A 25,615-nucleotide genomic window follows, 5' to 3' on the forward strand; every position below is an offset into this window, starting at 1 on the left:
ACAATAGACAGCCAATTCTCAGGACAGGGAACGTCTTTTGCCCATAAAAAAGAAAAAGCTTTCTAAGCTGCTTGAAAGGGGTTTTATTCATAGGAGGTTTATTTTACTGCGGGCTGTGATTCTTTTGCAGCTGAAGACTTACATTTGAAAAAATAAAAACGATGAAAAGGTTAATATTTGCGCTGATACTTGGTGTATTTTCAGTTGCTGGGAATGCGCAAACTGGTTCTCAAAAAACTGCAAAAGTAATTACTAAACAGGTGGTTGATATTGCCTGTGGCGAATGCCGGTTTAAAATGAAAGGAAAAGATTGCGAACTGGCGGTTAAAATTGATGGCAAACCTTATTTTGTGGATGGAAAAGGCATCGATGATTTTGGCGACGCCCATGGCGAACATGGTTTCTGCAATGCCGTAAGTAAAGCAGAAGTGACTGGCGAGATTGTGAACAACCGCTTTAAAGCTAAGGAAATAAAGTTATTGACAATTAAGAAGTAGCTTTACCTCAAAGAACGCAAAGTTTTTCGGAAAGATGCGCCAAGGTTGATGCAAAAGATCTGCACCTAGCTTTGTGTTCTTTGTGACTTTTTCTCTGTGTTCTCTGCGGTTAAAAAACGTGATAGATTATTCAAATTCTTTCTCCAAACCCTGCCTTAAATCGAAAAGCAACCACTGTTTATTCTTTACATCAGCCTGTTTCGTTTTTAGCAACTGGATAAAATCTTTCACTCCAATTTCTTCATTGCCATTGCCATGGATCAGTACAATGCTGCCGGCGTTAGGTTGTTGTCCTTTGGCTAACCAGGCATCGCTTCCAACAGGTATTAATCCATAAGTTTCGATTCTTTCAACAATTTTTTGATCAGATACCAGTCCAGGAAAGCGGAAAAATACTGAAGGGGTTAGCCCATTTTTTAACATGAGTTTTTCGTTTTCCAATACCTCTACATCTAGGTTGGTTCCGGGTGCCAACAGGAAATTCTCAGCCAATGGCAGTTTATTTACCTCGTGATTGTAGGTATGATTGACCCAGGTAATATCCAGTTCCTTATTCTTTACTAAACTTTTTAACCAATTCAAATCATCTTGGTGTTTTAACATCCATTTGCCGGAAACAGAAATCGCTAATGGCGCAGGCTGTTCTGTTTTTTTAAATTCATCGAAAACAGATTGAAAAATAATCCTGTCTAAAGCCTTATGCGAAGGACAAAGATCGATGGTTAGTGTGATGCCCTTTTCCTTTGGAATGGCATGATCAATGCCAGCATTCTGAAGTTGCAAATCTCTGGCTGCTGCGGCTTCAATTGATTTGATATAAACTGTGTTTTTAAAAATGGCAAGTACGTTGGAATATTGCAGACCTCTGGTGCTGTAATTACTGGCCAGATCTACTTTGGTATCTAAAGTTTCAGGGTTTACCAGCAGTAAGTATTTTTGGTTATTTGCAGAAAAGCTTCTAAGCGCAATCAACCGCTCATTGTCATGCGTTGCCAGGGCAAAATTTACTTTATAGCGTTTAATATCTTCAAAATTTTGCGCAAAGATTTCAGTGCAGAAAAAGCAGATACAAAAAAGGCTGAGCAACGCGGGTTTAGATAACTTCATATTTCCTTATTTAAAATCTTTCTAATTTAAGCCAAATCCATTATCTTTACAAACGTCGCCATGAACAAAGAAAAATTAAAATTATGGTTTAAGCGGGTAGGGCTGATTGGTTTTTTATTCTTCCTGATTAAAGGATTAATATGGCTTGTTGTATTCTACTTTATCGGCAAAAATGTGAGTTAGGTAGTTCATTAGGTCGCTGGCCATTCGTTCGTTGGTTCGTGCCAGTGGTGTAAAATCTTTAGCCGACCGTGATCCTGATCTAATTGCTATCGGATTTGTTTCATGATCTTTCTGGTAAATATTCTAACGACTACTTAAATGTAAACAACATATTGGCCAAAAAATTCCAGACAAATACGATTACAATCGCAAAAAATTTTGCCACATAAAAGTTTGTTCCGTTTCTCCGTTGGTGGAAAAGATAGATGATAAAGGTATTTAAACCTAGGCCGATTAAACTCACTATTAAAAACTTAGTGAATTCAGTTCCCCAGTGGCTGTTGGTACTCTGGAATGTCCATATCCGGTTAATGAGATAATTATTGGTTACGGCTAAAGTAAAACCGATGGCATTAGCAATGTATTTATTGATTTTGATTTTTTCTTTACACAGCCAGGTTGCTCCAAAGTCGATTGCCATACCGAGCAGGCCTGTCAATCCAAATTTTATGATGCGGAAGAATAAATCCATTTTAATGCAATTTAACCAGGTAAAAATGTTCTAATAGCTGAGAACGCGTTTGCGCATTGATAAATTTTGGGGTGAGTTTGGTGATGTGATAGTAATCGAACGTTTTTAGCACTTGGGCGCCATATTCGTTTTTCAATTTTGCCAGTTCCGATTCTGGCGTGTAAATCACGAGGTCTTTTATATCCTTTGATTTATCCAGTTCCTCATAACTCCAAAAGTATTTCGGTTCCCCGCTGGCATAAAAATCGAAAGAATAAGCGTCAGGGTACATTAAAACAGCAGCTTTGGCTTTAGGGTAATTTTCTTTTAACCAGTTTCCCGCTTCCATGCCCGATTCATATTTCAGCACCGACGGATAGAAAAATACCGATAGAAAAATCATCAAGCCAACAGAAATCATCGCACTTCTGGCCAGTAGGTTGTCGATTTTTAATCCTTTGAAGATTGAAAACGAAACTGCCAATAAAATAACTAAAACGGCAATCGCTATATAATGATTTGTAAACCTGAAAAAGATTGCAACGGTAGATAAAATCAAAACAATTAAAATTGCCAGTGTATTTTGGACGGTAAAAAATACTTTCAAGCTTTTGCCTTCCAATTTCTGTATATATAAAGCCGTAATGATGGCGAATTGTGGCAAAATAATCAGGATGTAATGCGGCAACTGGAATTTCGAAAGAGAAAACAATAAAAAGGTAATGGCTGCACTCGTCCAGATCATGATGCTTGCTGCAGGTAACATTATTCTATTTTTCTTTTTGAAAAGGTTAACCACGGCGGTGTAAAACAAAATCGACCAGGGTAAAAAAGCCCACAGCGTGGTATGCAAAAAGAAGGATATATCGCCTTTACCTTTTATAGGGCCATTGTTAAAGAAGCGACCAAACTGGCTGTCCCAAAAGAAAAACTTCAAACCAGATACGCCGGTTTTTCCAAATACTACCTTTTCGGGATGCAAGTCGAACTGTATATATAAAGTATATAATTCCGGGATAATAAAAATAAAAATCAATGTAATGGCAATCCACCATTTGAGCTTTAGCAACTGTTTCCATTGCCTGGTGAGCAACCAGTAAATGATAAAACCACCAAAAACGGGGATGAGTACAAATATGCCTTTAATCATGATGGCGCACGCAGCGAAAAAAGAGCCTGTAACAATATGCCAGAAAGAACCCTGATGAGCTTTATAATAATGATAAATGGCTGCTAAAGTAAATGTGGTGATATAAACCTCAGCACGAACATCGAAAGTAGAAATGAGGATGTGCAGCGAACTTAAAAAAATCAATGCACTGATTAATCCTGTTTTTTCGTTGTAAATGTCTTTTGCCAGTTTATAAAGATACCATGCGCCTAATAGTCCAAATAAGAAAGAAGGAAGTTTATAGGCAAAGGCTGTGATTCCAAAAGCTTTAAATGAAGCAGCGGCCAGCCAAAAAGTTAAATGTGGTTTGTCTAACCAATCTGCACCACGGACATAAATATTCACCCAATCGTTGCGCTGTACCATGTTTTTGGCTATGGAGGCATAAAGTGCAGAATCTGGTTCCATTATACCGCCAAAAAGTGCTGGCACACTGACCAGTGCAACCAAAGCGATTAAAGTTTTATATAACGTGTTCTCTTTTAAGTTCATTTACAGGAAGCAAATATGAGCAAAAAAAAGTCAAATTTTTTTAAGGTTTAAGATTAACATGGGCAAAGCCTTATCTTTGCGTTATGACAAAGTTATCGGTTAACATCAATAAAATTGCTACACTCCGCAACAGTCGCGGAGGCAATAATCCTGATTTGGTAAAGGTTGCGTTAGACTGCGAACGTTTCGGTGCGGAGGGAATTACGGTACACCCGCGCCCTGATGAACGCCATATCCGTTACCAGGATGTTTACGATCTAAAGGCGGTTATTGCGACCGAGTTTAACATTGAAGGAAATTGTAAGGAAGATAAATTTGTTGACCTGGTTTTGGCCAACAAACCAGCCCAGGTTACTTTGGTACCCGATGCCGAAGGTCAGATTACCTCAAACCATGGTTGGGATACCATCAAACATAAAGATTACCTGAAAGAAATGGTTTCGGTTTTTCAGCAGGAGGGCATCCGCGTTTCGATTTTTGTTGATCCGGTAGTAGAAATGGTGGAAGGTGCAGCTGAAACCGGAACAGATCGGATCGAATTATATACCGAAGCCTATGCACATAATTATTTTGCAGATCGCGAAAAGGCAGTAGTGAGTTACATTGCTGCAGCCCATCATGCCAATAAATTAGGCTTAGGCATTAATGCCGGCCACGACCTGGATCTGCACAACCTGCATTATTTCGCACAAAGCATCCCAGGCTTATTAGAAGTATCAATTGGGCATGCCTTAATTAGTGATGCGCTTTATTTAGGTTTAGAAACGACCATTCAGAAATATTTACAACAACTCGCATAATTAACCACAGAGTGCACAAAGGAACACACAGAGAAACAGAGCCTCTGTGTGTTCTGTGAAGACTCTTATTTCTCTGTGGTTAAAAAATACACTATGTTTAAAGGAATTCTCCTTGTTTTTTTGGGTGCCTGTAGTTTCGGCATCCTGTCTACTTTTGTTAAACTGGCTTATCATGAAGGTTATACTTTGGGTGATGTTACCGGTGCGCAGGCTTTTTTCGGGGCGGTAATTTTATGGGTATTATTTTTCATCCAAAGTAGAACCACAGCCTATAAAGCTAAGGCTTTGCCCGCTAAAACACCCTGGTGGCAAATGGTCATTGCAGGAACCTGCACGGGTATGGTTAGTATTTTTTACTATCAATGTGTAAAGCTGGTGCCTAATTCGGTGGCCATTATTTTATTGATGCAGTTTATCTGGATGAGTATTTTAATGGAATACCTCATTTTTAAAAAGAAACCCACTGGTTTGCAATTGGTTGCTATTTTGTTGGTTCTGGGAGGTACAGTTTTGGCCAGTGGAATGGCAGAAACCAGTATGGGTAGCATGGATTTAAAAGGGATTGGTTTTGGTTTACTGGCTGCATTATGTTATGCCGGCTTTTTGTTGTTGAGTGGTAGAATCGGGAATGAATATGTGCCGCTAAAGAAAAGTGCGCTGATGATTACAGGTGCCTGTATTTTGATTTTCATCATCTTTCCTCCTGCATTTTTGTTTAATGGCGCTTTGAGTGGAAGCTTACTGAAATGGGGATTGATTATTTCTGTTTTCGGTACCGTAATCCCGCCATTATTTTACGCAGAAGGTGTACCGAGAATTGGCACTGCTATTAGTTCTATTTTGAGCGCTGCAGAATTACCTGTCGCTGTGATGTTGGCCGGTTTTGTATTGCAAGAACAGGTTTCGTTTTTAAGATGGGTTGGCGTTGTGGTCATTTTATCGGCAATGGTTTTACCAAATCTGAAGTTTTTAAAAAAGAATTAACCCGTTTTTAACCGCAGAGTTTGCAGAGAAGGCGCTAAGGGCGCAAAGTTATGAGAGCTGTCAAAAAATTATTTTTTTCTTTCTGTGGATGTGTGACTAGAATGACTTAAGTTTTTACTTCAAAACTAAAATAATTTCGTGTTGTTTAGCATGAACTTCGCGTACTTTGCCATTGTGTTTTCTTTCTTAGAAGGATAGTGCCATTGCGCGCTTTGCGGTTAAACTAAAAATAAATACCTTTAAAAAGCATATAGCATTTACATATGAAAAAAATAACCATTTATATCTTATCCCTGATCATTATCGGCATAGCTGGGTGCAAAACCAAAACCACCATCAACCAGGATGAGGCTGCTGAAGTGATTACCAATTATTTAAAAGCCAATCCGGAATATAAAACCACCAGGTTTAAATTTGGTGAGATGAAATTTAACAGTACGAACGATATGTTCGAACTGGGGAAATATAAATCTTTGGCCAGCAAAGGTTTGGTTACCCTAAGTTTAAAAGAAGCGAAGAAGAAATTTCTTTCTAAAGACAGCAGTTTTGTTTACCAGATTACCTTAACCGATAAAGCGGGTCCACTGGTGTTGAAACAGGATCGCGACAGGGCAACGGTAAAAGTGGTAGAATATGTTTTATCAGACGAGAAACCGGTTGATTTTGCGCAGGTAAACTCCAGCACAGCAAAGGTGACCGTATCACTTAAAATGACCACTACTGATTTCGAACCTTTTGATAAGGATGCAAACAAAAACAGCAACTTCATTACCAAAACCTATAAATTAAAGTTAAGTAAAGATGAAGGATGGAAAGTGCAGAAATAAGCAGGTTAGTCCGCGTTAAACTAACCTGCCTATTGATGGGGTAATCTATCTATTCTTTTGTAAACTTAAATTCTTTTCCGCCCTGTTTCAGGATCATTTGGCTTTCTGTGGGGTTGAAGTATAGGATGATGCCTGCATCTTCGAATATAAACTCATGGTTACCTTTGGAGCTTAATCTTATTGCAGGTTGGCCTGTGGCCTGCGCGATTAAAGTTGTATTGTCTTTCGTAATGGTGATTTTTATCGGGATTGCCGTTGATGCATAGGTGCCTAAATATTTATTTAAGTCTGTAGTGCTTTGCTCAGCTGTTTTAAAATCAGGAATTTGATATTCCTTATTAAAAACAGCACTTAATACGGCCAGTGAAATGGAATTATTGTTGAAGTTCGTGCCGTTACTGGTTAAAGCATAGGCTATATTTCCATCGCTGAAATATGAAAATGTAGCGCTGAAACCATCTATACTGCCCGAATGACCAAAACCTGCTTTATCATAAAACGGAATAGCCAAAATACCCATGCCGTATTTGCCGTTAACTGTTTTCATCTGAGCTAAACTATTTTGAGAAATCACTTTTCTTTCAAATAAGGCTGTGCTGAATTTCACCAGATCAATCGGGGTTGAAACAATCCCTCCGGCACCGAGTGGAATCGAAATATCAGTTTCATCGGCTAATTTCCAATTCCCTTCAAAACGGTACGAGCTGGCTTCGTTATTTTTAGAATTGATCTTTTTGCCTAAAAAAGTGTTGGTCAGGGCGAGGGGTTTAACGATGTACTTGTCCAATATTTGGGCATAAGGCATTTTAAACGTTTTTTCAAGAATATAAGATAGCAGTAAATAGTTCGAATTGCTGTAATCAGATTGAGTGTCCGGCTCAAAATCAATCCCGCCCTTACTAATTATGGCAAGCATTTCTTTTTCGGTCTTGCGATGTGTGTGCCATTTCAAGTATTCCTCTTTGTCATCTGTAAAATCATGTATTCCACTTCTGTGGTAAAGCAAATTCGCAATGGTGATGTTATCGGAATTTTTAATGTCAGGGAAAAATTTCTGGATAGTTTGATCAAGGCTGATTTTCTTTTCGTCGATAGCTTTAAATATTAAAGCGGCGGTAAATGTTTTAGAAATTGATCCGATCCTGTATTTGGTCTTTTCGTTTGCTTTTTGCTGTTCTTTAAGGTTTGCGAAACCCAATGTGCGGTTATAAATCACATGCCCATTTTGAGCAACAGCTACACTCCCCATAAATTTATTGTATTTGGAAAGCGTATCGAAGTAAGCATCCAGCTTAATCTTATCAAATGATTGTGAAAAGCTGAAATGGACCAGAATTGTCAGAAAGGTAAAGAGTGTTAATTTTTTGATCATGATGTTATTTGTTAATGGTTCTTTTTAATTTAAGGAGTAAAGTGATAATAAGGTAAAGTGCAATAGCCGAAACAACCATTGCTGGAATAAACCAGCTTCCTAGAAGCTCATCGGCAGGATTTACCAGGCCTTTTGAAAGCCCAAGGATAAAAACTTCACCTGGTTTATAGAAAAAGCCTACCTGTGATGGATTCCATAGTTTAGCACCGATCAAAAACACAAAACCAAACAGAAACAGGTACAGAATAAAGAATATAATGTATGATATACCATTGGTTAGATTGAGCAATAAAGCTTTAAAAACATGTACGGGGTTAAATGTTCTGGTGGCTTCTGCCATTTTTTTGTCAGCCACCAACGGTTTGAGTATTTCCTCAGGTCTTCCTAATTTTTCTAAGATATTAAGAAGATTTTCTACTTCATTTCCGGTTGGATGTGCCTGCAGGTTTTCATAAATATGACTGTTCAGCTCCATCAATATTTCATCCTGATTTTGCTGATTGAGGCCTCTAACCTCTTTTTTTATTCTGTACAGATAATCTTTGTAAATCCGCTCAGCCGATTGATCGTTAAATGGTATTTCTTTTAATTTCATTTCGTGATTTTTAATACTGAGTTATTCAGGTTGTGCCAGTATTCTTCCATTTTGGTTACCGTGTTTTTCCCCTCCGGCGTAATGCTGTAATATTTTCTGGGGATACCCGATTCTTGCTCCACCCATTCTGATAGGATCAATTTTTCATCTTTAAGCCGGTTCATCAGCGGGTACAGCGTTCCTTCGGCAATTTCGATCTCCGTAATCTTTTTTATCTCATTGATCAGATCATAGCCGTAATAAGCTTTGCCACTTTTTAAAACATTGAGCACAATAAAGGATAAGGTTCCCTTTTTAACCTGCGATATCCATTTATGAATAAAATCTTCGTTCATAAAGCAAAGGTATAACAAAATACATAGTATAACAATGTGTATGCTATTTTGATTAAATATTTTCGCATAAATTATTGATAATGAGTTTGATGTTTTTTTGTTAGGATTTGATTCAAAAGTTTAGTTCTTCAAACCTTGGTTTATTGCAGTTTCCATTGTGCCTAAACCCGACAGCAGTGGAAATCCTTTTTGCGGCAGATGCTTTGTACCTCAGTACGAAAAAGCAGCAAAAAGATTGTAGCGAATGGCGGGAACAGACTTAAATTTTAGGGCAGCCACTGCTTTCCAAATAATCAAGAAAACAGCTTAAAACTAGACAAGCGTTTGTCAGGCTTTTTACTCATAAAATCTATCTGTTTTGTCGCTTTTGAGTGTAAATAAGACGCCTTTTTTACACTGATTGATAGTGAAATACAGCTTCATTTTTGCTACCTTTGCACGCAAATTTATTATTCATACCGCATGAGCTTAAATATCCACTACAAGGAAGATTTTCAAAATCGTCATATTGCTCCTAATGAGGCTGATACAGCCGAAATGTTGCAAACTGTTGGCGTAAATTCTATCGACGAGCTGATTGAACAGACTGTTCCGACGGCAATCAGGTTAAAACAACCGTTAAACTTGCCTGCAGCGAAATCAGAAACTGAATATCTTGGTGCTTTAAAACAAACTTCATTGTTGAATAAAGTTTTCAAAAGCTTTATCGGTCAGGGTTATTACGATACCATTACGCCTGGTGTTATTTTACGTAACGTATTCGAAAACCCGGGATGGTACACACAATACACGCCATATCAGGCAGAAATTGCACAGGGTCGTTTACAGGCCTTATTAAATTTCCAAACCATGGTTATCGATTTAACCGGAATGGAAATTGCGAATGCATCTTTACTGGATGAAGGTACAGCTGCGGCTGAGGCTATGTTTATGCAATACAGCTTACGCAAAAACCAGGCAGCTAAAAAGTTTTTCGTTTCTGAATTACTTTTCCCTCAAACCATCGATATTTTAAAAACACGTGCCAATCCTTATGGTATCGAGCTGGTAATCGGCAGCCATCTAGATTTCACTGCTTCCGAAGAATTTTTCGGTGCAATTGTTCAGTATCCGGCAGGAAATGGCGAAGTTTTCAATTATGAAGCTTTCGCATCAGCTTTACACAGTCAAAATATTAAATTAACCGTAGTCGCCGATATCTTAAGCTTAACCTTATTAACGCCTCCGGGCGAGTGGGGTGCTGATGTAGTTGTAGGTACTACACAGCGTTTAGGTATACCAATGGGTTTTGGTGGACCGCACGCTGCATTTTTTGCCACTAAAGAAGAATACAAGCGTAATATCCCTGGTCGTATTATCGGTGTAACCATCGATAGCCACGGCGATTATGCTTTACGTATGGCCTTGCAAACGCGCGAGCAGCACATCCGTAGAGATAAAGCAACTTCAAACATCTGTACTGCACAGGCATTATTGGCTATCATGGCCGGTTTTTATGCTGCTTACCATGGCCCGAAAGGATTAAAAGCCATTGCTGAGCGTACACACGGTTTGGCCATCAGTTTGGCATCGACCCTTAAAAATTTAGGTTATGAGCAACTAAATTCAGCTTATTTCGATACCATCCGTTTCGATTTGGGCGATTTGAAAGGTGGTATCCATGCTTATTGTTTAGACAACGAAATCAACTTAAATTATGTGGGTAATACGGTGACCATTTCGGTTGATGAAACCACTACTTTTCAAGACATTACTTTAATTGCCAAAATATTTGCAAGGGCAAAAGGCATTGCTGGAGATCAGGTAGAGGTTGTCGAGAATGTAGAAACAGTTATTCCAGCCCCTCTGAAACGTACTTCTGCTTATTTAACACACCCGATTTTTAACTCGCACCACTCGGAACATGAAATGTTGCGTTATATCAAATCGTTGGAAGCAAAAGATTTATCGCTTTGCCACTCGATGATCGCTTTGGGTAGCTGTACCATGAAATTAAATGCTACGGCAGAGATGATTCCGGTTACCTGGTCTCACTTCGGTCGCATTCATCCGTTTGCCCCGGCCGATCAGGTATTGGGCTATTATTCTGTTTTTAACGAACTGGATAAGTGGTTAAGCGAAATTACCGGTTTTGCGGCCATGAGCTTACAGCCAAATGCGGGTGCCCAGGGTGAATACGCTGGTTTAATGGTTATCCGCGCTTACCACCACGATAGGGGCGATTTCCACCGTAACGTGGCGTTAATTCCGGCTTCGGCACATGGAACAAACCCTGCTTCTGCTGCAATGGCCGATATGAAAATTGTAGTGGTTAAATCTTTAGAAAACGGTAACATCGATGTTGAAGATTTAAAAGCTAAGGCAGAATTACATAAAGACAACTTATCGTGTTTAATGGTAACTTATCCATCTACTCACGGCGTATTTGAAGAAAGCATAATCGAAATCTGTGAAACGATCCACGCTAACGGCGGACAGGTTTATATGGATGGTGCGAATATGAATGCACAGGTGGGTTTAACAAGTCCGGCCAATATTGGTGCCGATGTTTGCCACTTAAACCTGCATAAAACTTTCTGTATCCCTCACGGTGGTGGTGGTCCTGGTATGGGCCCAATCGGTGTGGCTAAACACCTGGTTCCTTATCTTCCAGGTCATGCCGTGGTTGATATCGACAAAGGGAAATCTATTTCTGCAGTTTCGTCTGCTCCATGGGGTTCGGCTTCTATCCTGATCATTTCTCACGCATATATTGCGATGATGGGCGCTGAAGGTTTAACGAATGCTACCAAATATGCCATTTTAAATGCGAACTACATGAAAGCACGTTTAGAGCAGCACTATCCGGTGCTTTATTCAGGCGCTCAGGGCCGTTGCGCACATGAGATGATTTTAGATTGCCGTGCTTTCAAAGCTTTCGGAATTGAAGTAACTGACATTGCAAAACGTTTAATGGATTATGGTTTCCACGCACCAACGGTTTCGTTCCCGGTTGCGGGTACTTTAATGGTTGAGCCTACAGAATCTGAACCTAAGCATGAGTTAGACCGTTTCTGTGATGCATTGATCGCAATTAAAAATGAAATAGATCAGGTAGAGAATTTAACTTTCGATAAAACGGATAACCCGCTAAAAAATGCACCTCACACCGTTTCAGTAATTACTGCTGACAATTGGGAGCATGCTTATAGCCGTCAAACTGCTGCATTCCCGCTTCCTTATGTGTTAGAACGCAAGTTCTGGCCATCGGTTGGTCGTGTTAATGATAGTCATGGCGATAGATCTTTGATCTGTGCATGCCCTCCAGTGGAGAGTTATTTGGAAGAGATAGTTCCTTAGTGAGGTAGAAGGCGGGGAGGTAAAGGGTTTAAGGTTTTCCGTTCCATCGCCTAATTCTCCTCTCGATCGTCATTGCGAGGAGGGACAACGAAGCGCTCTATTGAGATAAATCATCTGCAAGTTCTATGAATTTTTTCATAAAGCTTGCAGATTTTTTTGTTTAAAGCTATTTAATGCTTGAACGCCTGGTTGTATCAAATGTTATTTATTTAATTGATTAATTTCAAAAGCAATATCATACATCATTGAATTATTTCTAACTAGTGAAATGAACCAATTCATTCCGCCAAGCCAAATTAACGGCATACCAGCTAACCAGATTTTGTAAAATGCTATAGATATTGACATGCCAATTAGTGTAAGGTAAACTAAAATGTGGTCTATTTCAATTCTATAAATGAGCAATAATTTTCCTTTATCCTCCGCTATCGTAAATTTTCCGCTATTTACTGATGCACAAATGTTGCCCCTCCATGCTGAATAAGTTCCTTTAAAATGCAATTCATTATTACTTTTTAAAACGATGATGCCTTTTTTTTCATCGATGTGTTCCTTTACCACTTTAATTTCGGCAGGATACCCGTCTAGGCTAATTGGCCGGTCAATACTAGTAGAGAATTTATACTTGAACAGGTTCATCAAACATCAATATTACTTAAGGTGAAGAGGTATCAATTTTATTTTCCTAACAGCAAGCCATCAGAATTTACGCTGTAGCCTTGTATTTTGATCTGATTATTTTCTGCCGTGAGTATAACCGTTTCTTTCGATTGGTATTTTGTTCTTTCTACCACGTAGTAAAGCACATAATTTGCAGAAGGATTGCTACCTTTTACCACTTTCGATTCCCAATGATCGAGTTTTTCACTTTTAATTTCGCCTAATTTGCTTAAAGCTCCATTTAAATAGTCGTTTAATTTTTCGGTGCTGGTTGCAGCTTTGAATTTTGTACTCAATAATGGGATTACTTTTTGAAATTCTTTTTTCTGAAGGAATTCGTAAAACTGATTAGCTACTCTTTCTGCATCTTTTTTATCTTCTTCACGGTTGATGTACGTGCTGTTAACATTGCAGCTACTTGCGAAAAAAAGCATAGTTGTTAAGTATAAAGCCGCGTAGATTTTTTTTCTCATAGAGGGTTAATTTTTCAAATAAAGGGTTATGTGATAAATATTAAAGATGTGCCAACAGCCTTAAGGCTGGTTTAAGTGTATAATCAGACAACTGCAGTTAATTTTTTAAATGTCCTGAAATGCCATAAAATCCCTGAAGGATCGTGCAGGACACATTCACTACCCCATTCTTCGTTGCGGACAGGCACAAGTTTTACGTTTTGATATTTGCCGGGTAAATCGAGGGCAAGCAATTCGGTATAATAACGGTCTACATCGTCGACATCCATAAAAACCATGCTTTTGTCGATCCAGTCTTTCACATAAGCATTCTGGAGGTAAAAGGCCAGGTTACCTGTTTTAAAGACCGACATCTGTGTGCCCAGCGTAGTTTTTTCGAACCCCAGGTCGCAGTAAAAGCTTCTCGATATTTCAAAATCTTTTGCACCAATAAATGGGCGGATGGATGTTGCTCTCTGGTTCATAGCTTTGTTTAAAATGATGAACCAATATAATAATTTATTATGGTTTGGTGGTTTGCAACCTCAAATAGTAGCACCGTATTTGCCATATAAATGGGATTGGAATGGTATCCTTTTTTGTTGCAGTTGCTTCGATGTGTTCAGTATAAGGATCGCAAAAAGATTTAATGAAAAGCCCGGTTAACCTAATATTTGCTTCTGTACTTGCTTTCCAAATCATTTAAAGGGATGTGGCTATAAACCTTATTTTACATAAAAAAGGAAACAAATTAAACCATTACCATAATTATAAAGTCAATAGAATGATTTTAAATAAATCCGATCATTTTTGAAAAAACTTAACATAGGTCAACAACAAGAGAGGGGTTGTTCATCTATATTTGTATCAAATTTTAAAAAACCAGAAAATGAAATTAAAAATCTCTTCAATTTTTTTATTAGTTGCAGTTGTTTCTTTATCAGCTTTTACAACTATTAAACCAGTAACCTATACTGTAGATGTAGCAAAATCAACCATTACCTGGATTGGTAAAAAAGTAACCGGTTCTCACAACGGAACAGTGGCTTTACAGTCAGGTACATTAGCAGTTAATGGTAAAAGCGTAACAGGTGGTACTTTTGTAATCGATATGACTTCAATTAAAGATGCTGATGGTAGTGCTAAATTAGAAGGTCACTTAAAAGCAGATGATTTCTTTGGTACAGCTAAATTCCCAACTTCAACTTTCGTTATTACTAAAGTTGCGGGTTCAGGTGCTAACGTAACCGTAACCGGTAATTTAACCATCAAAGGTATCACTAAACCATTAAGCTTCCCTGCAACTGTAACGGTTAATGCAGACGGAACAGCTTCAGCTTTAGCGGGTAAAATCATTGTAGACAGAACTAAATATGACATCAAATATGGTTCAAAATCATTCTTTGATAGCATTGGCGACAAAGCAATTGACGATAACTTCGAATTGTCTGTTAAATTGGTCGCTAAAAAATAATTTCCGGTCTCGGAAAATGGAAGCCCCGGCATCCGTCGGGGCTTTTTTTGTTAACCGCAAAGTGACGCTAAGGTTAACCATAGAGGAAGCCGAGTTTTTCACAGAGAAGCGCAGAGTTTATTAATAATACTAAATATTGCACCCAACTCTGTTTACTTTGTGCCTTCTCCGTGTACTTTGTGGTAAAAAGCAACTCTGCGCGCTTAGCGATTTTTCTTTGCTCCCTTCGCGGTAAAAAATAGAGACTTTAAAAACTCAGGATAATGCAAGAAACCAGGCGGCAAGGTGCTGCAAAGTCCAAAGATCTCTCCACTTCGCGTTGCTCCGGTCGAGATGACGAAACGATGTCAGTGCGTACCGAAATAAAATAAATTGATTTTTTAAACTTAAATTATACTAATCACTTCAGGATCTGTTTTCCCTAAACCCTAAACCCTAAACCCTAAACCCTAAACCCTAAACCCTAAACCCTAAACCCTAAACCTATCTTATCCGAAACCCCCCTTCAATAACATCCACAAAACCAGTTGCTGCACTTTTGCCATGATAGAATAAACATTCCCAATTCTCTTCAGCTGCTCTTTTACCAAACTCTTTCCGTAATTCCATTGCCTTGCGACCGTCGAAATCGTATTTGGCAATAAAATTTTTAACCAGTTCTTCTGGTTCAGGTAAAACATCACCGCCAAAAAATACTTTTTGATTGCCTTCTGTTAAAAGAAAAACCTGGTGATTCGGACAGTGGGCACCGGTAAATTCATATGCAATAGTTTCATCCAAAGCGCCATCCCCCTCCACAAATTTCAATTGTGCATTACGTTGCACGAAATCGAAAATATCAGTATGGTAAGATGACGAAGTGCTGCTGAAAGCCGTTTCCCATTCGCCCCGGTTGATTACATATTCAGCATCAGGAAAACTCAGTTCTATTTTATCATTGCTTTGTTTGTGGATCATCCCGCCAGAATGGTCGTAATGTAAGTGCGACATTAAAACTTTAGTCACATCAGTTGGATCGAAACCTGCATTGCGGATATTTTTGTGTAAAATCAGTTCGCCATGGTCATCACTAAAACCTAAACCTGTATCGAAAAGTACGAGGTCGTTTTTCAGTTCAACCAAAAAAGGCTGAACATTGATAAATAATGAAGCAGGTCTGTCTTTAAAGCTGTGTATAGCGGAATCGAAAGGCACAAATTTCTTTGATGCGTTAACAGAATAGGTTCCTTCGAATAGGGTGTGAACTTGCAAAATATAAATCTTTTAAATGTGTGTACAAAGGTAACAATCTAAACATTAGTATTTATCATAAGGACAGGTCTAATCAATTTCGATAGGGCTTTTCAGCATGACATGATTAAACAATCTTTACTGTTTGAAGTTAAATCTAACTTTTTGTATTTAAATGCTTTGTAAGGCATCGTACTCAAGTTTAGCGCCATCGTATCCAATTAAAATGTATATTTACTGTTCGGAGACAGTATAAAATGGAAAAAAGATGGGTGCTGGCATCAGATTGTGATGATGATACAGTAGCAAAAGTAGCAGAACAACTTAACATAGATCGTTCATTGGCACAGATTCTTGTGCAGCGGAATATCTGTGATTTTGATCAGGCGAAAAGTTTCTTCAGACCAGATCTTAATCATCTTCATGATCCTTTTTTAATGAAGGATATGGATGTTGCTATTGCCCGTATCGAAACCGCACTGGCCAGCCACGAAAAGATATTGATTTATGGGGATTATGATGTGGATGGCACCACTTCGGTTGCACTCGCTTATAGTTTCTTTTCAAAGCTCACTAAAAATATAGAATATTATATCCCAGATCGTTATCTGGAAGGTTATGGCATTTCTACTGCCGGGATTGATTATGCCAATGAAAATGGGTTCTCCCTTATTATTGCATTAGACTGTGGCATAAAATCGATCGATAAAATTGATTATGCCAATAACCTGGGGATCGATTTCATTATCTGCGATCACCATTTACCTGGAGATGAACTTCCACAGGCCATAGCCGTTTTGGACCCTAAACGTTCAGACTGCGCATATCCTTTTAAAGAACTGGCCGGCTGCGGAATTGGTTTTAAACTGGCGCAGGCTTATGCACAAAAACATCAGCTTCCAAAAGAAACCTATCTGCAATATTTAGATCTGGTGATGGTAAGTATTGCGGCAGATATTGTGCCTGTAGTAGGCGAGAACCGAATTTTAGCTTATTACGGACTGAAAAAATTGAACGCTAATCCTTGCGAAGGTTTACGGGCTTTGATGGAGGTTTCAGGCAAAACCGAAAATTACACCATTACCGATGTGGTTTTTACATTAGGTCCGCGGATTAATGCTGCCGGAAGGATCGATCATGCGAAACATGCCGTTGCCATGCTGCTTTGCCAGGTAGATAGCAATTCCCTGGAACAAAGTGAACTCATCAACCTTAAAAATACCGAACGCAAAACTTATGATCAGGACATTACCCGCGAGGCTTTGGCTTTAATTGGGGAAAGTGAAATCCTCATCAATAGAAAAACCACCGTGGTGTTTAACGAAAACTGGCACAAGGGGGTCATTGGGATAGTAGCTTCGCGCCTGACAGAAAAATATTACCGTCCAACCATTGTTCTTACCAAATCTAACGGACATGTAGCTGGCTCGTGCCGCTCGGTAGTAGGTTTTGATTTGTATGAAGCTTTAAGCGGTTGTGCATATTTATTAGATCAGTATGGCGGACATAAATTTGCTGCAGGCTTAACCATGCAGGAGCAAAATGTAAATGCTTTTGCCGATAAATTTGAAGAAATTGTATCGGCGAGTATTACAGAAGAGTTGCTGACACCCATGATCAGGATTGATGCCGAAATTGAACTGGCACAGATCGACGGTAAATTCTTCCGGGTTTTATCGCAGATGGGCCCTTTCGGGCCGGAAAATATGACACCAATATTTGTTACTCATAACGTATATCTTGCACAGCATGCCATGGCAGTTGGTCAAAATCATTTAAAAATTAACATAAAGCAACAAAATTCGCCTATTTTTGAGGGCATTGCATTTGGATTGGCAGAATTTCAAAATCTTTTGCAACCCAGGGTGCCGTTTTCCGTTTGTTATACGTTAGAAGAAAATGTGTGGCGGGATAAGAAACGCTTACAGTTAAATATTAAAGGGATAAAAGTTAATTAATTGAAACCTTACAGGTTTTTAAAACCTGTAAGGTTTAGCTAATATGTATGATACTAAAAGCCGAAAATCTGGTTAAAAAATATAAACAGCGTACTGTTGTAAACAACGTTTCCTTTAACGTAAGCCAAGGGGAAATTGTGGGGCTTTTAGGTCCGAACGGGGCAGGGAAAACAACTTCTTTTTACATGATCGTTGGTTTAATTAAACCGAATGAGGGGCGTATCTTTTTAGAAGAAGAAGATATTACTGAAGATCCGATGTACCGCAGGGCGCAAAAAGGAATCGGCTATCTGGCACAGGAAGCATCAGTTTTTAGAAAACTTACCGTAGAAGATAACATCCTGGCCATTTTGGAAATGAGCAATTTAACCAAGGAAGAACAGCGTGATAAACTCGAAGAACTGATCAATGAATTTAGTTTGCACAAAGTACGTAAAAACCGTGGTGATTTATTATCCGGAGGCGAGCGTCGCCGTACCGAAATTGCCCGGGCTTTAGCTGCAAATCCTAATTTTATCTTATTGGATGAACCTTTTGCGGGGGTAGATCCTATTGCTGTAGAGGAAATTCAAAGTATTGTGGCTAAACTGAAACATAAAAATATTGGAATTTTAATCACAGATCACAACGTACAGGAAACACTATCCATTACTGATAGGGCATATCTACTTTTTGAGGGAAAAATTCTGGAACAAGGCGTTCCGGAAGTGCTTGCTGAGAATGAAATGGTGAGAAAAGTATATTTGGGATCAAATTTTGTATTGAAACGTAAGAAATTTGATATTTAAAATAGTTACAAACAAAATTCAACCTGGCATGTTGCCTACTCGCAAGGTTAAACCAAAAGCTACTAAATTTATTGTGTATAAAAATCTCTGTATATTCCCATTTAACCATAGGGCTGGTGTGAAAGTCTGTGGCGGCCTGGCACCCGTTAGTTTTAGCATTTAAAAATGGCAATTGTAAATTCAATTTTTACCTGGTTAATGAAAAAGCGGATCCACCAGATCGAGCTTTTTATGAAATATCCGCACGATGTTCAGGAAGAGTGGTTTCACAGTCTGATTGATAGTGCAGAGAATACCGAGTGGGGTAAATTGTACGATTATAAATCAATATTAACACCGCAACAATACCAGCAGCGTGTTCCGATCCAGAACTACGATACCCTAAAACCTTACATTGAGCGTATGCTTAATGGCGAACAGAACATCCTTTGGCCGTCTGATATTAAATGGTTTGCAAAATCATCGGGTACCACTAGCGACAGGAGTAAGTTTATCCCAGTCTCTGAGGAGTCGTTGGAAGAATGCCACTTTAAAGGGGGAAAGGATATGCTTTCTATCTATTGTAATAACCGTCCCGATAACCAGATGTTTACCGGAAAAGGTTTGGTTTTGGGTGGGAGCCATCAGGTTAACCAGTTAAATGAAGATTGTTTTTATGGTGATTTATCTGCTGTACTGATTAAAAACCTTCCTATCTGGGCCGAATATTACCGCACACCCGATATGTCTATCGCTTTGATGGACAATTACGAAATTAAGATGGATAGAATGGCAGAAGCCACCATTAATGAAAACGTAACCAGTATTTCGGGCGTACCAACCTGGACCATCGTATTGGCTAAAAAAGTACTCGAACTTACCGGAAAGCAAAATTTATTGGAAGTTTGGCCTAAACTTGAATTATATATCCATGGAGCGGTAAATTTTGCGCCTTATCGCGAACAGTTTAAACAGTTGATTCCTTCCGCTGAAATGTATTATCTGGAAACTTATAACGCATCAGAAGGATTTTTCGGCATCCAGGATCAGGATCATTCAGACGAAATGTTGCTGATGCTTGATTATGGGATTTTCTATGAATTTGTGCCGATGGAAAATATAGGAGAAGAAAATCCTAAGGCGCTGTTGCTAGGAGAGGTAGAGCTGCATAAAAATTACGCGATAGTTATTTCTACAAACGGTGGTTTATGGCGATACATGATCGGCGACACTATTCAGTTTACCTCCCTTTCTCCTTACCGCATAAAAATTACCGGGCGTACAAAACATTTTATTAATGCCTTTGGCGAAGAGGTGATCATCGATAATGCGGAGCAGGCCTTAACTAAAGCCTGCCAGCAAACAGGCGCTGAAATAAAAGATTATACCGCAGGGCCTATTTACTTTAAGGATGAAAAGGCGGGCGGACACGAATGGATCATAGAATTTGATAAGCAGCCTGATGATTTTGAAAAATTTGTGGATGTGATGGACCAAACCCTGCGCGAGGTAAACTCAGATTACGATGCCAAACGTTTTAAAGATATGGCGCTGGCCCGTCCTAAAGTACATAATGCACCTGCTCACACTTTCTACAACTGGTTAAAGGCGAAAGATAAATTGGGCGGTCAGCATAAAGTGCCCCGGTTAGCCAATGAGCGTAAGTATGTAGATGATATTTTGGAGATGATGAAATCAGCTTAATTTTTATTTAAACATGTCAGTGAGAACTGTAGAAATACATTTAGCGGTGTTGCAGCATATTATTATTGACAGACACCCTAAAAAAAGTCGTCCTTGCGAGGAGGAACGACGAAGCAATCTTTCATGCTGATGATCCTTACTATAAAGATTGCTTCGTCGGCTGAAAAAGCCTTCTCGCAATGACGATCCCCGGAGAGGTTTATTTCAATTAGATGTTGCTCTCAATAATATTGGTTTTATAAAATAAATTATTCCTTAGTGTGCTGGCTATAAATAACTTCACTCCATCATGAAAAATATCATACTTTTTTTCTTTATTTTAGGATCATCAATATACCAATCAAAAGCCCAGGTAAAAGAAAGCTACAAAGCACAGATTGCCTATAAAATTGTAGAAACTTCTCCTCGTTGTAAACAGCTTACCAAAGGACTTTACGAAAGGATTGTTAAAAATGGTGGTACCTCTTATGGTGTTATGCTTGAGAGCAGCCCCAATCCTAAAACCGATCCATCGCAGGGATACTCTAAAACCTATAATTTTAACCTGCACGAAAGTTATGCCGATAGGATGCCTGTTCTAGCTCGGTTTGTGTTTGATCCAAAAAAGCAACAGCTTTACGAGGAGGATGTACTAAATGATAAACTGATTGCCATCACTTTCGACAAAAAGTTATTGAAGCACTTTAATGAAAAGTAGATGAAAAGTATCAGCTATAAACAGTTAGCATGGGTATTGTTTTTTACCTACTTTTTTATGCTGATGGTGCAGATTACATCCCGTTACATTCCACTAAATAGTGAGGTGTCTTTCCTGCAGATTAAACAAACAGAAGTAGCAGGCATCAAAGCCTATCTTCCCATATTTTATGTGCACGTTTACAGTGCTATAATTGTTTTATTGGCTGGCTTTACGCAATTTAATCCTAAAATTTTATCCAGGTATCCGAAAGTACATCAATGGCTGGGCTATTGCTATGGAGGCTTTGTGTTGTTCTTTTCCGCACCATCTGGCATTTTTATAGGCTATTTTGCAAATGGCGGTTTAATAGCGAAAACATCGTTCATAATATTGGGTTTTTTATGGTTTTGGTTTACTTTAAAGGCTGTTTTGCTCATCTTAAATGGGAAAATAACAGCCCATAAAGAGTTTATGTACAGAAGTTTCGCCCTGGCCGCTTCAGCTATTACCTTGAGGCTGTGGAAAGTTATTTTAGTATATTTATTCCATCCTGCACCAATGGATGTTTATCAGATTATAGCATGGTTAGGTTGGATACCCAATTTATTGATCGCCGAGTGGCTTATTAAACGGAAAATAATTTAATTGATGAAAAAGATCTTCTTATTAACGCTGTTCCCAATTTTAATGCTTTCTTGCAGGGACGCTAAAAAAACAAATGAACAAAAAAAAGCTGTTCAGATAGCTCAGCCCGAAATCCACAAAGAACTTTACGGTTTTTGGGTAGGTAATTTTTACTCGGAAGATGAACTGGAATATGATGGCGATATGATCGATGCGCTAAAAAAGCTCAATATCAATATTAAAAAGATTACTAAAGATACCGTAATTGCACAATGCATAGTATCGGGGAATAGTCGACCTTTATTGGGTAAGCTATCAAACCAAGGCGGTAAAATCACTATTATGTTAGGTGAACCAGGCGGCGATAAGGAGGATGGGAAATTCGAAATTACCTTAATTGGCGATACTTTAATTGGCAAATGGAAAGCTTATAAAACTGAATTAAAATTGCCAGAAAGAATGTTCAAACTTACCAAAAAGGCATTCGTTTATAATGCAAACCTGATGCTGCCCACCGAAAGTAATTATGTAGACTGGAGCAAGTGTAAAATGATCCCAAAAGTGGATACTGCAGAAGATGGAAAAATAGATACGTTGGAGGGAAATGCTTTTTACAGAAGTGCATCAGATCAGATATTTAAGATAAATGCTTCGACCACCTTACTAAAAGAAGAAGATTTAAAAAATTTAAGAAAACTAGACTTGCAGATTATTAAAAATACCATTTTTGCCAGACATGGTTATGCTTTCAAAAAGCAAACTTTTAGAAATTTTTTCGATCCTGTAGAATGGTATGTCCCCGTAAAAAACAACGTTGATAATGATTTAACACCTCTAGAAAACAAAAATATCAAGTTATTAGACCGTTTTACAAAATATGCGGAAGACAATTATGATGCTTTTGGCCGTTAATTTGTAATATGCTAAACCATGAAGTTGAACAGGGAAAAAATATTAGGTTTCTTTAAGAAATCGCAAAGCAAAGCTTCGGTAATCTTGAGTGATAAAACCAAAGCCAGCAATACCATCAAAGATGCTTTAGGTAAGGCCGTAAGCAATAAAGGGGAATTGGAGGGAATCTGGTCAAAACTGGTTCTGCTTTTTGCGGTATCTAAAGATTATGTAAATGGCGATTATACCGAAATCCCTAAAAGATCGATCATTGCCATTTTAGGAGGACTAATTTATTTCCTATCCCCAATTGATGTAATTCCTGATTTTGTGCCTGTTCTGGGATTCATTGATGACATATACGTTCTAAATCTGGTATACAGACAGGTGCTTAAAGATCTGGAAAGATATAAAGCCTGGAAAGATGGCCAGGGAAAAATAATTGACATAAATGGCTCGACCGCATAAAACCTTTTTAGAATGGTTGGGCGAACATCTTTTTAGTTGTCCGTTTAAAACTCATTTCGGGATTGACTGTCCGGGCTGTGGCCTGCAGCGATCCGTTTTGGCTTTGTTTAAAGGTGATTTATCCGCATCATTTAAGTTTTATCCTGCAACAATCCCGCTTATTTTTCTGGTATTATTTAGTTTGATTCACTTAAAATTGGACTTTAAATTTGGCGCGCAGCTGATCAAAATCGTTTTTGCAGGGGTTGCAGTAATTATTTTAATCAATTACATTTACAAAATATACACTCACCAATTGATCTAAATATCTATGTCAGAAGAACAGGAAACCCCTCAAGAAAATAAACCTATTGATCTTTCTAAAGGTCAACAGTCAGAACCTGCACCATTTCAGCCCCTGGGGAACGGGCCGGTAACCCCGCCGCCTTTTCAACAGCCACCACCATTTGGCCAGTTTGGAGGTGGAGGTTTTGGTCAGCAGAATTTGCCAAATGCTACAGCTGCACTTGTATTGGGTATTATAGCTATCCCCGCATGTTGTTTTTACGGCATATTTGGGTTAGTATTTGGTGTAATAGCCTGGATATTAGGTGCTGGTGATATGAAAAAATATCAGCTTAATCCGGGGTTATATACGGAGTCATCATATAAAAATGCAAAAGCAGGCAAGATCTGCGGAATGATTGCGACTATTTTAAGTGCATTATTTATTGTGATCTTTATATTGATTATAGCGGGAGCGATTACCAACCCTCAAATGTTTGATAATTTTATCAAAGGAATGAAATAGGTTATTAATTTTACCTTAAAAATATAAATCGGATGGTGCATGCCATTCGATTTTCTTATTTTTGTACTATTGATATTGTAAATAAAAAACTAAGATAATGTATCCAGAATATTTAGTAGAGCCAATGCGTAAGGAATTAACCAACGTTGGTTTTCAAGAGTTAAAAAATGCAGCAGACGTAGATCAGGCGATTAAAGGCGAAGGAACTGTATTGGTGGTTGTAAATTCTGTTTGTGGTTGTGCAGCAGCAAACGCACGTCCGGCAGCCCGCGCAGCGGCAGCACACGAAAAACATCCTGATAAATTGGTTACCGTTTTTGCAGGTATGGAAAAAGAAGCAGTAGATCAGGCTAGAAATTACATGATGCCTTTTCCTCCATCTTCTCCGGCAATGGCTTTGTTTAAAGATGGTAAATTGGTACATATGATCGAGCGCCACCAGATTGAAGGCAGACCAGCACAAATGATTGCTGATAACCTGATCGGTGCTTTTGAACAATACTGCTCATAAATGATTGCACAGATTATTGGATTACACCGGTAATTAGCTGATTTAAATTATAATGAGATGGTGAATGGAAACATTCACCATTTTGCGTTTAAATGGATTGATGAAATGATTATTTTTTATTTACGAGACTTCTACTTGATCGTCGTGCTGATGCGACAGCTATCGGATTTATTTCAGCAAAAATCCCCTCTCTGGTCTTAGCGTCCCACAGCTGGTCTTAGCATCTCGCTAAGACTTTAATTAGGTTGTTCCTTTAACCCCATAACACTAAATAAATAACAGGTCTTAGCGAGATGCTAAGACTAGAGAAGAGTCGGAAAGGCTAGAGGATTAAAGATTCTTCACTGCGTTCAGAATGACAGTAATGTGAAAATTTGTGCTTTAAAAATCTTTGTTAAGCAATTTCTCCAGTTCGCCGAAAGAAACATTCATTCTTACACGGCCTTGTTTGGCATAAGATATTTCTCCGGTTTCTTCAGATATAATTACGGCCACCGCATCAGTGGTTTCCGAAACGCCGATACCTGCGCGGTGCCTTAAGCCGAATTGAGGGGGCAACTGGTCATTATCTGTTAAAGGCAAAATGCAACTCGCGCTTTTAATTCTGTTTTCAGAGATTACTACGGCGCCGTCGTGCAGCGGACTGTTTTTCTGGAAAATGCTTTCTAGTAAACGTTTTGATATTTTGGAATCAACAAATTCGCAGCTATTGGCAAAAAACTGTTCATCATAAAATTTAACAAATACGATTAAGGCTCCTGTACGCGTTTTCTTCATGCTTTTACAAGCATCGATAATAGGCTTTATACGGGTTAAATTGTTTCTTTCAATTTCTTTCCGGCCAAATAAATAACCCCACCAGGCTTTGTTTTTTTGTAAAAAGGCATTTTTTCCGATCAGCAAAAGAAAACGCCTGATTTCAGGGTGGAAAATTACAATAAGGGCAATAATCCCCACACTCATAAATCTGTCTATGATGGCAGTCAGTAATTCCATGTGCAGGGCCTTTACTATCCAGTAAAAAACGGTGATAATAAACATCCCAACCAGAAGGTTAACAGCTAAAGTGTTTCGGATCAGGGTATAAACATAGTAAATTAATAAAGCCACCAAAATGATATCAACGATATCAGTTGGTGATACTTTAAGGAAATCAAAATCAAAACCTTTCATTAGTGGCAAGATAGCAAAACGGATTCCAGTTTACAAGCAGGA

The 25,615-nt window shown here is 38.6% G+C and carries 28 protein-coding genes; 17 read left to right on the forward strand and 11 right to left on the reverse strand.

Going from position 1 to position 25,615, the window contains the following annotated elements; genetic code table 11:
• Window positions 1-161 precede the first annotated feature (161 nt).
• Window positions 162-497 carry a DUF6370 family protein gene (locus tag DV942_RS16880; RefSeq protein ID WP_145859463.1) on the forward strand — a complete coding sequence of 112 codons (336 nt, stop codon included), beginning with the start codon at window positions 162-164 and terminating at the stop codon, window positions 495-497.
• Window positions 498-623: 126 nt separating this feature from the next.
• Here the strand turns inward: DV942_RS16880 and DV942_RS16885 are convergent, their stop codons facing one another.
• Window positions 624-1,604 carry a polysaccharide deacetylase family protein gene (locus DV942_RS16885; protein WP_145859466.1) on the reverse strand — a complete coding sequence of 327 codons (981 nt, stop codon included), beginning with the start codon at window positions 1,602-1,604 and terminating at the stop codon, window positions 624-626.
• Window positions 1,605-1,664: 60 nt separating this feature from the next.
• On the opposite strand from DV942_RS16885, the gene DV942_RS24030 reads away from it, so the two are divergent.
• On the forward strand, window positions 1,665-1,787 hold the full coding sequence (locus DV942_RS24030) for a hypothetical protein (RefSeq protein ID WP_280525536.1): 123 nt from the start codon (window positions 1,665-1,667) through the stop codon (window positions 1,785-1,787).
• Window positions 1,788-1,917: 130 nt separating this feature from the next.
• Here the strand turns inward: DV942_RS24030 and DV942_RS16890 are convergent, their stop codons facing one another.
• Window positions 1,918-2,298 (reverse strand): GtrA family protein, encoded by a 381-nt coding sequence (locus DV942_RS16890; RefSeq protein ID WP_145859468.1) that lies wholly within the window; start codon window positions 2,296-2,298, stop codon window positions 1,918-1,920.
• A gap of 1 nt (window position 2,299) precedes the next feature.
• Window positions 2,300-3,940: an ArnT family glycosyltransferase gene (locus DV942_RS16895; protein ID WP_145859470.1), complete on the reverse strand. Its 1,641-nt coding sequence runs from the start codon at window positions 3,938-3,940 to the stop codon at window positions 2,300-2,302.
• 83 nt (window positions 3,941-4,023) lie between these two features.
• Here DV942_RS16895 and DV942_RS16900 point away from each other — a divergent pair, with 83 nt between their 5' ends.
• From DV942_RS16900 to DV942_RS16910, 3 genes are all read left to right on the forward strand, one after another.
• Complete coding sequence (locus DV942_RS16900) at window positions 4,024-4,740, forward strand: pyridoxine 5'-phosphate synthase (protein WP_145859472.1); 717 nt, start codon at window positions 4,024-4,026, stop codon at window positions 4,738-4,740.
• 93 nt (window positions 4,741-4,833) lie between these two features.
• Complete coding sequence (locus DV942_RS16905; RefSeq protein ID WP_145859475.1) at window positions 4,834-5,724, forward strand: EamA family transporter; 891 nt, start codon at window positions 4,834-4,836, stop codon at window positions 5,722-5,724.
• 263 nt (window positions 5,725-5,987) lie between these two features.
• A complete protein-coding gene (locus DV942_RS16910; protein WP_145859478.1) occupies window positions 5,988-6,551 on the forward strand; it encodes a hypothetical protein in 564 nt (187 codons plus the stop codon).
• Window positions 6,552-6,600: 49 nt separating this feature from the next.
• Here DV942_RS16910 and DV942_RS16915 read toward each other — a convergent pair whose 3' ends face one another.
• From DV942_RS16915 to DV942_RS16925, 3 genes are read right to left on the reverse strand one after another with little or no spacing between them, the layout of a single operon-like run.
• Window positions 6,601-7,923, reverse strand: coding sequence for a serine hydrolase domain-containing protein (locus tag DV942_RS16915; RefSeq protein WP_145859480.1), 1,323 nt, complete (start codon window positions 7,921-7,923; stop codon window positions 6,601-6,603).
• Between the two features lie 4 nt (window positions 7,924-7,927).
• Window positions 7,928-8,518, reverse strand: a complete 591-nt coding sequence (locus DV942_RS16920; protein ID WP_145859483.1) for an HAAS signaling domain-containing protein — start codon at window positions 8,516-8,518, stop codon at window positions 7,928-7,930.
• Window positions 8,515-8,853, reverse strand: a complete 339-nt coding sequence (locus tag DV942_RS16925) for a PadR family transcriptional regulator (protein ID WP_145859485.1) — start codon at window positions 8,851-8,853, stop codon at window positions 8,515-8,517. The genes DV942_RS16920 and DV942_RS16925 overlap by 4 nt, the downstream gene beginning before the upstream one ends.
• 462 nt (window positions 8,854-9,315) lie before the next feature.
• Between DV942_RS16925 and gcvP the strand changes: the two genes are divergently transcribed.
• Window positions 9,316-12,192 carry an aminomethyl-transferring glycine dehydrogenase gene (gene gcvP / locus DV942_RS16930; RefSeq protein WP_145859488.1) on the forward strand — a complete coding sequence of 959 codons (2,877 nt, stop codon included), beginning with the start codon at window positions 9,316-9,318 and terminating at the stop codon, window positions 12,190-12,192.
• Window positions 12,193-12,393: 201 nt separating this feature from the next.
• Here the strand turns inward: gcvP and DV942_RS16935 are convergent, their stop codons facing one another.
• The 3 genes from DV942_RS16935 to DV942_RS16945 all read right to left on the reverse strand — a co-directional run bounded on the left by DV942_RS16935 (window position 12,394) and on the right by DV942_RS16945 (window position 13,789).
• A complete protein-coding gene (locus tag DV942_RS16935) occupies window positions 12,394-12,831 on the reverse strand; it encodes a hypothetical protein (RefSeq protein ID WP_145859490.1) in 438 nt (145 codons plus the stop codon).
• A gap of 38 nt (window positions 12,832-12,869) precedes the next feature.
• The gene (locus DV942_RS16940) at window positions 12,870-13,325 is read right to left on the reverse strand and encodes a hypothetical protein (RefSeq protein ID WP_145859494.1); all 456 of its coding nucleotides are present in this window, start codon (window positions 13,323-13,325) and stop codon (window positions 12,870-12,872) included.
• Between the two features lie 83 nt (window positions 13,326-13,408).
• Window positions 13,409-13,789 carry a VOC family protein gene (locus DV942_RS16945; RefSeq protein ID WP_145859497.1) on the reverse strand — a complete coding sequence of 127 codons (381 nt, stop codon included), beginning with the start codon at window positions 13,787-13,789 and terminating at the stop codon, window positions 13,409-13,411.
• 404 nt (window positions 13,790-14,193) lie between these two features.
• On the opposite strand from DV942_RS16945, the gene DV942_RS16950 reads away from it, so the two are divergent.
• Window positions 14,194-14,778, forward strand: a complete 585-nt coding sequence (locus DV942_RS16950; protein WP_145859502.1) for a YceI family protein — start codon at window positions 14,194-14,196, stop codon at window positions 14,776-14,778.
• Between the two features lie 483 nt (window positions 14,779-15,261).
• On the opposite strand, the gene DV942_RS16955 is transcribed toward DV942_RS16950, so the two are convergent.
• Window positions 15,262-16,029: an MBL fold metallo-hydrolase gene (locus DV942_RS16955; protein ID WP_186462333.1), complete on the reverse strand. Its 768-nt coding sequence runs from the start codon at window positions 16,027-16,029 to the stop codon at window positions 15,262-15,264.
• A gap of 236 nt (window positions 16,030-16,265) precedes the next feature.
• Here DV942_RS16955 and recJ point away from each other — a divergent pair, with 236 nt between their 5' ends.
• The 10 genes from recJ to DV942_RS17005 all read left to right on the forward strand — a co-directional run bounded on the left by recJ (window position 16,266) and on the right by DV942_RS17005 (window position 24,400).
• Window positions 16,266-17,966 (forward strand): single-stranded-DNA-specific exonuclease RecJ, encoded by a 1,701-nt coding sequence (recJ, locus tag DV942_RS16960; protein ID WP_145859507.1) that lies wholly within the window; start codon window positions 16,266-16,268, stop codon window positions 17,964-17,966.
• 47 nt (window positions 17,967-18,013) lie between these two features.
• The gene (lptB, locus tag DV942_RS16965; RefSeq protein WP_090986617.1) at window positions 18,014-18,754 is read left to right on the forward strand and encodes an LPS export ABC transporter ATP-binding protein; all 741 of its coding nucleotides are present in this window, start codon (window positions 18,014-18,016) and stop codon (window positions 18,752-18,754) included.
• A gap of 165 nt (window positions 18,755-18,919) precedes the next feature.
• Complete coding sequence (locus DV942_RS16970; RefSeq protein ID WP_145859509.1) at window positions 18,920-20,437, forward strand: GH3 auxin-responsive promoter family protein; 1,518 nt, start codon at window positions 18,920-18,922, stop codon at window positions 20,435-20,437.
• A gap of 289 nt (window positions 20,438-20,726) precedes the next feature.
• Window positions 20,727-21,134 (forward strand): hypothetical protein, encoded by a 408-nt coding sequence (locus DV942_RS16975; protein WP_145859512.1) that lies wholly within the window; start codon window positions 20,727-20,729, stop codon window positions 21,132-21,134.
• On the forward strand, window positions 21,135-21,761 hold the full coding sequence (locus DV942_RS16980) for a DUF2306 domain-containing protein (RefSeq protein WP_244950729.1): 627 nt from the start codon (window positions 21,135-21,137) through the stop codon (window positions 21,759-21,761).
• A gap of 3 nt (window positions 21,762-21,764) precedes the next feature.
• A complete protein-coding gene (locus tag DV942_RS16985) occupies window positions 21,765-22,652 on the forward strand; it encodes a YARHG domain-containing protein (RefSeq protein WP_145859514.1) in 888 nt (295 codons plus the stop codon).
• An 18-nt stretch (window positions 22,653-22,670) separates the two neighbouring features.
• A complete protein-coding gene (locus tag DV942_RS16990) occupies window positions 22,671-23,099 on the forward strand; it encodes a YkvA family protein (protein WP_145859515.1) in 429 nt (142 codons plus the stop codon).
• The gene (locus tag DV942_RS24175) at window positions 23,083-23,403 is read left to right on the forward strand and encodes a DUF2752 domain-containing protein (protein ID WP_145859517.1); all 321 of its coding nucleotides are present in this window, start codon (window positions 23,083-23,085) and stop codon (window positions 23,401-23,403) included. Before DV942_RS16990 ends, DV942_RS24175 begins: the two co-directional genes overlap by 17 nt.
• 6 nt (window positions 23,404-23,409) lie before the next feature.
• Window positions 23,410-23,889 (forward strand): CCC motif membrane protein, encoded by a 480-nt coding sequence (locus DV942_RS23720; protein WP_208864428.1) that lies wholly within the window; start codon window positions 23,410-23,412, stop codon window positions 23,887-23,889.
• A gap of 97 nt (window positions 23,890-23,986) precedes the next feature.
• Window positions 23,987-24,400, forward strand: coding sequence for a BrxA/BrxB family bacilliredoxin (locus DV942_RS17005; RefSeq protein ID WP_145859519.1), 414 nt, complete (start codon window positions 23,987-23,989; stop codon window positions 24,398-24,400).
• 381 nt (window positions 24,401-24,781) lie between these two features.
• On the opposite strand, the gene cdaA is transcribed toward DV942_RS17005, so the two are convergent.
• Complete coding sequence (cdaA, locus tag DV942_RS17010; protein WP_090986607.1) at window positions 24,782-25,573, reverse strand: diadenylate cyclase CdaA; 792 nt, start codon at window positions 25,571-25,573, stop codon at window positions 24,782-24,784.
• Window positions 25,574-25,615 lie beyond the last annotated feature (42 nt).

This window comes from Pedobacter suwonensis (genome assembly GCF_007833675.1).
Taxonomy (GTDB): domain Bacteria; phylum Bacteroidota; class Bacteroidia; order Sphingobacteriales; family Sphingobacteriaceae; genus Pedobacter; species Pedobacter suwonensis.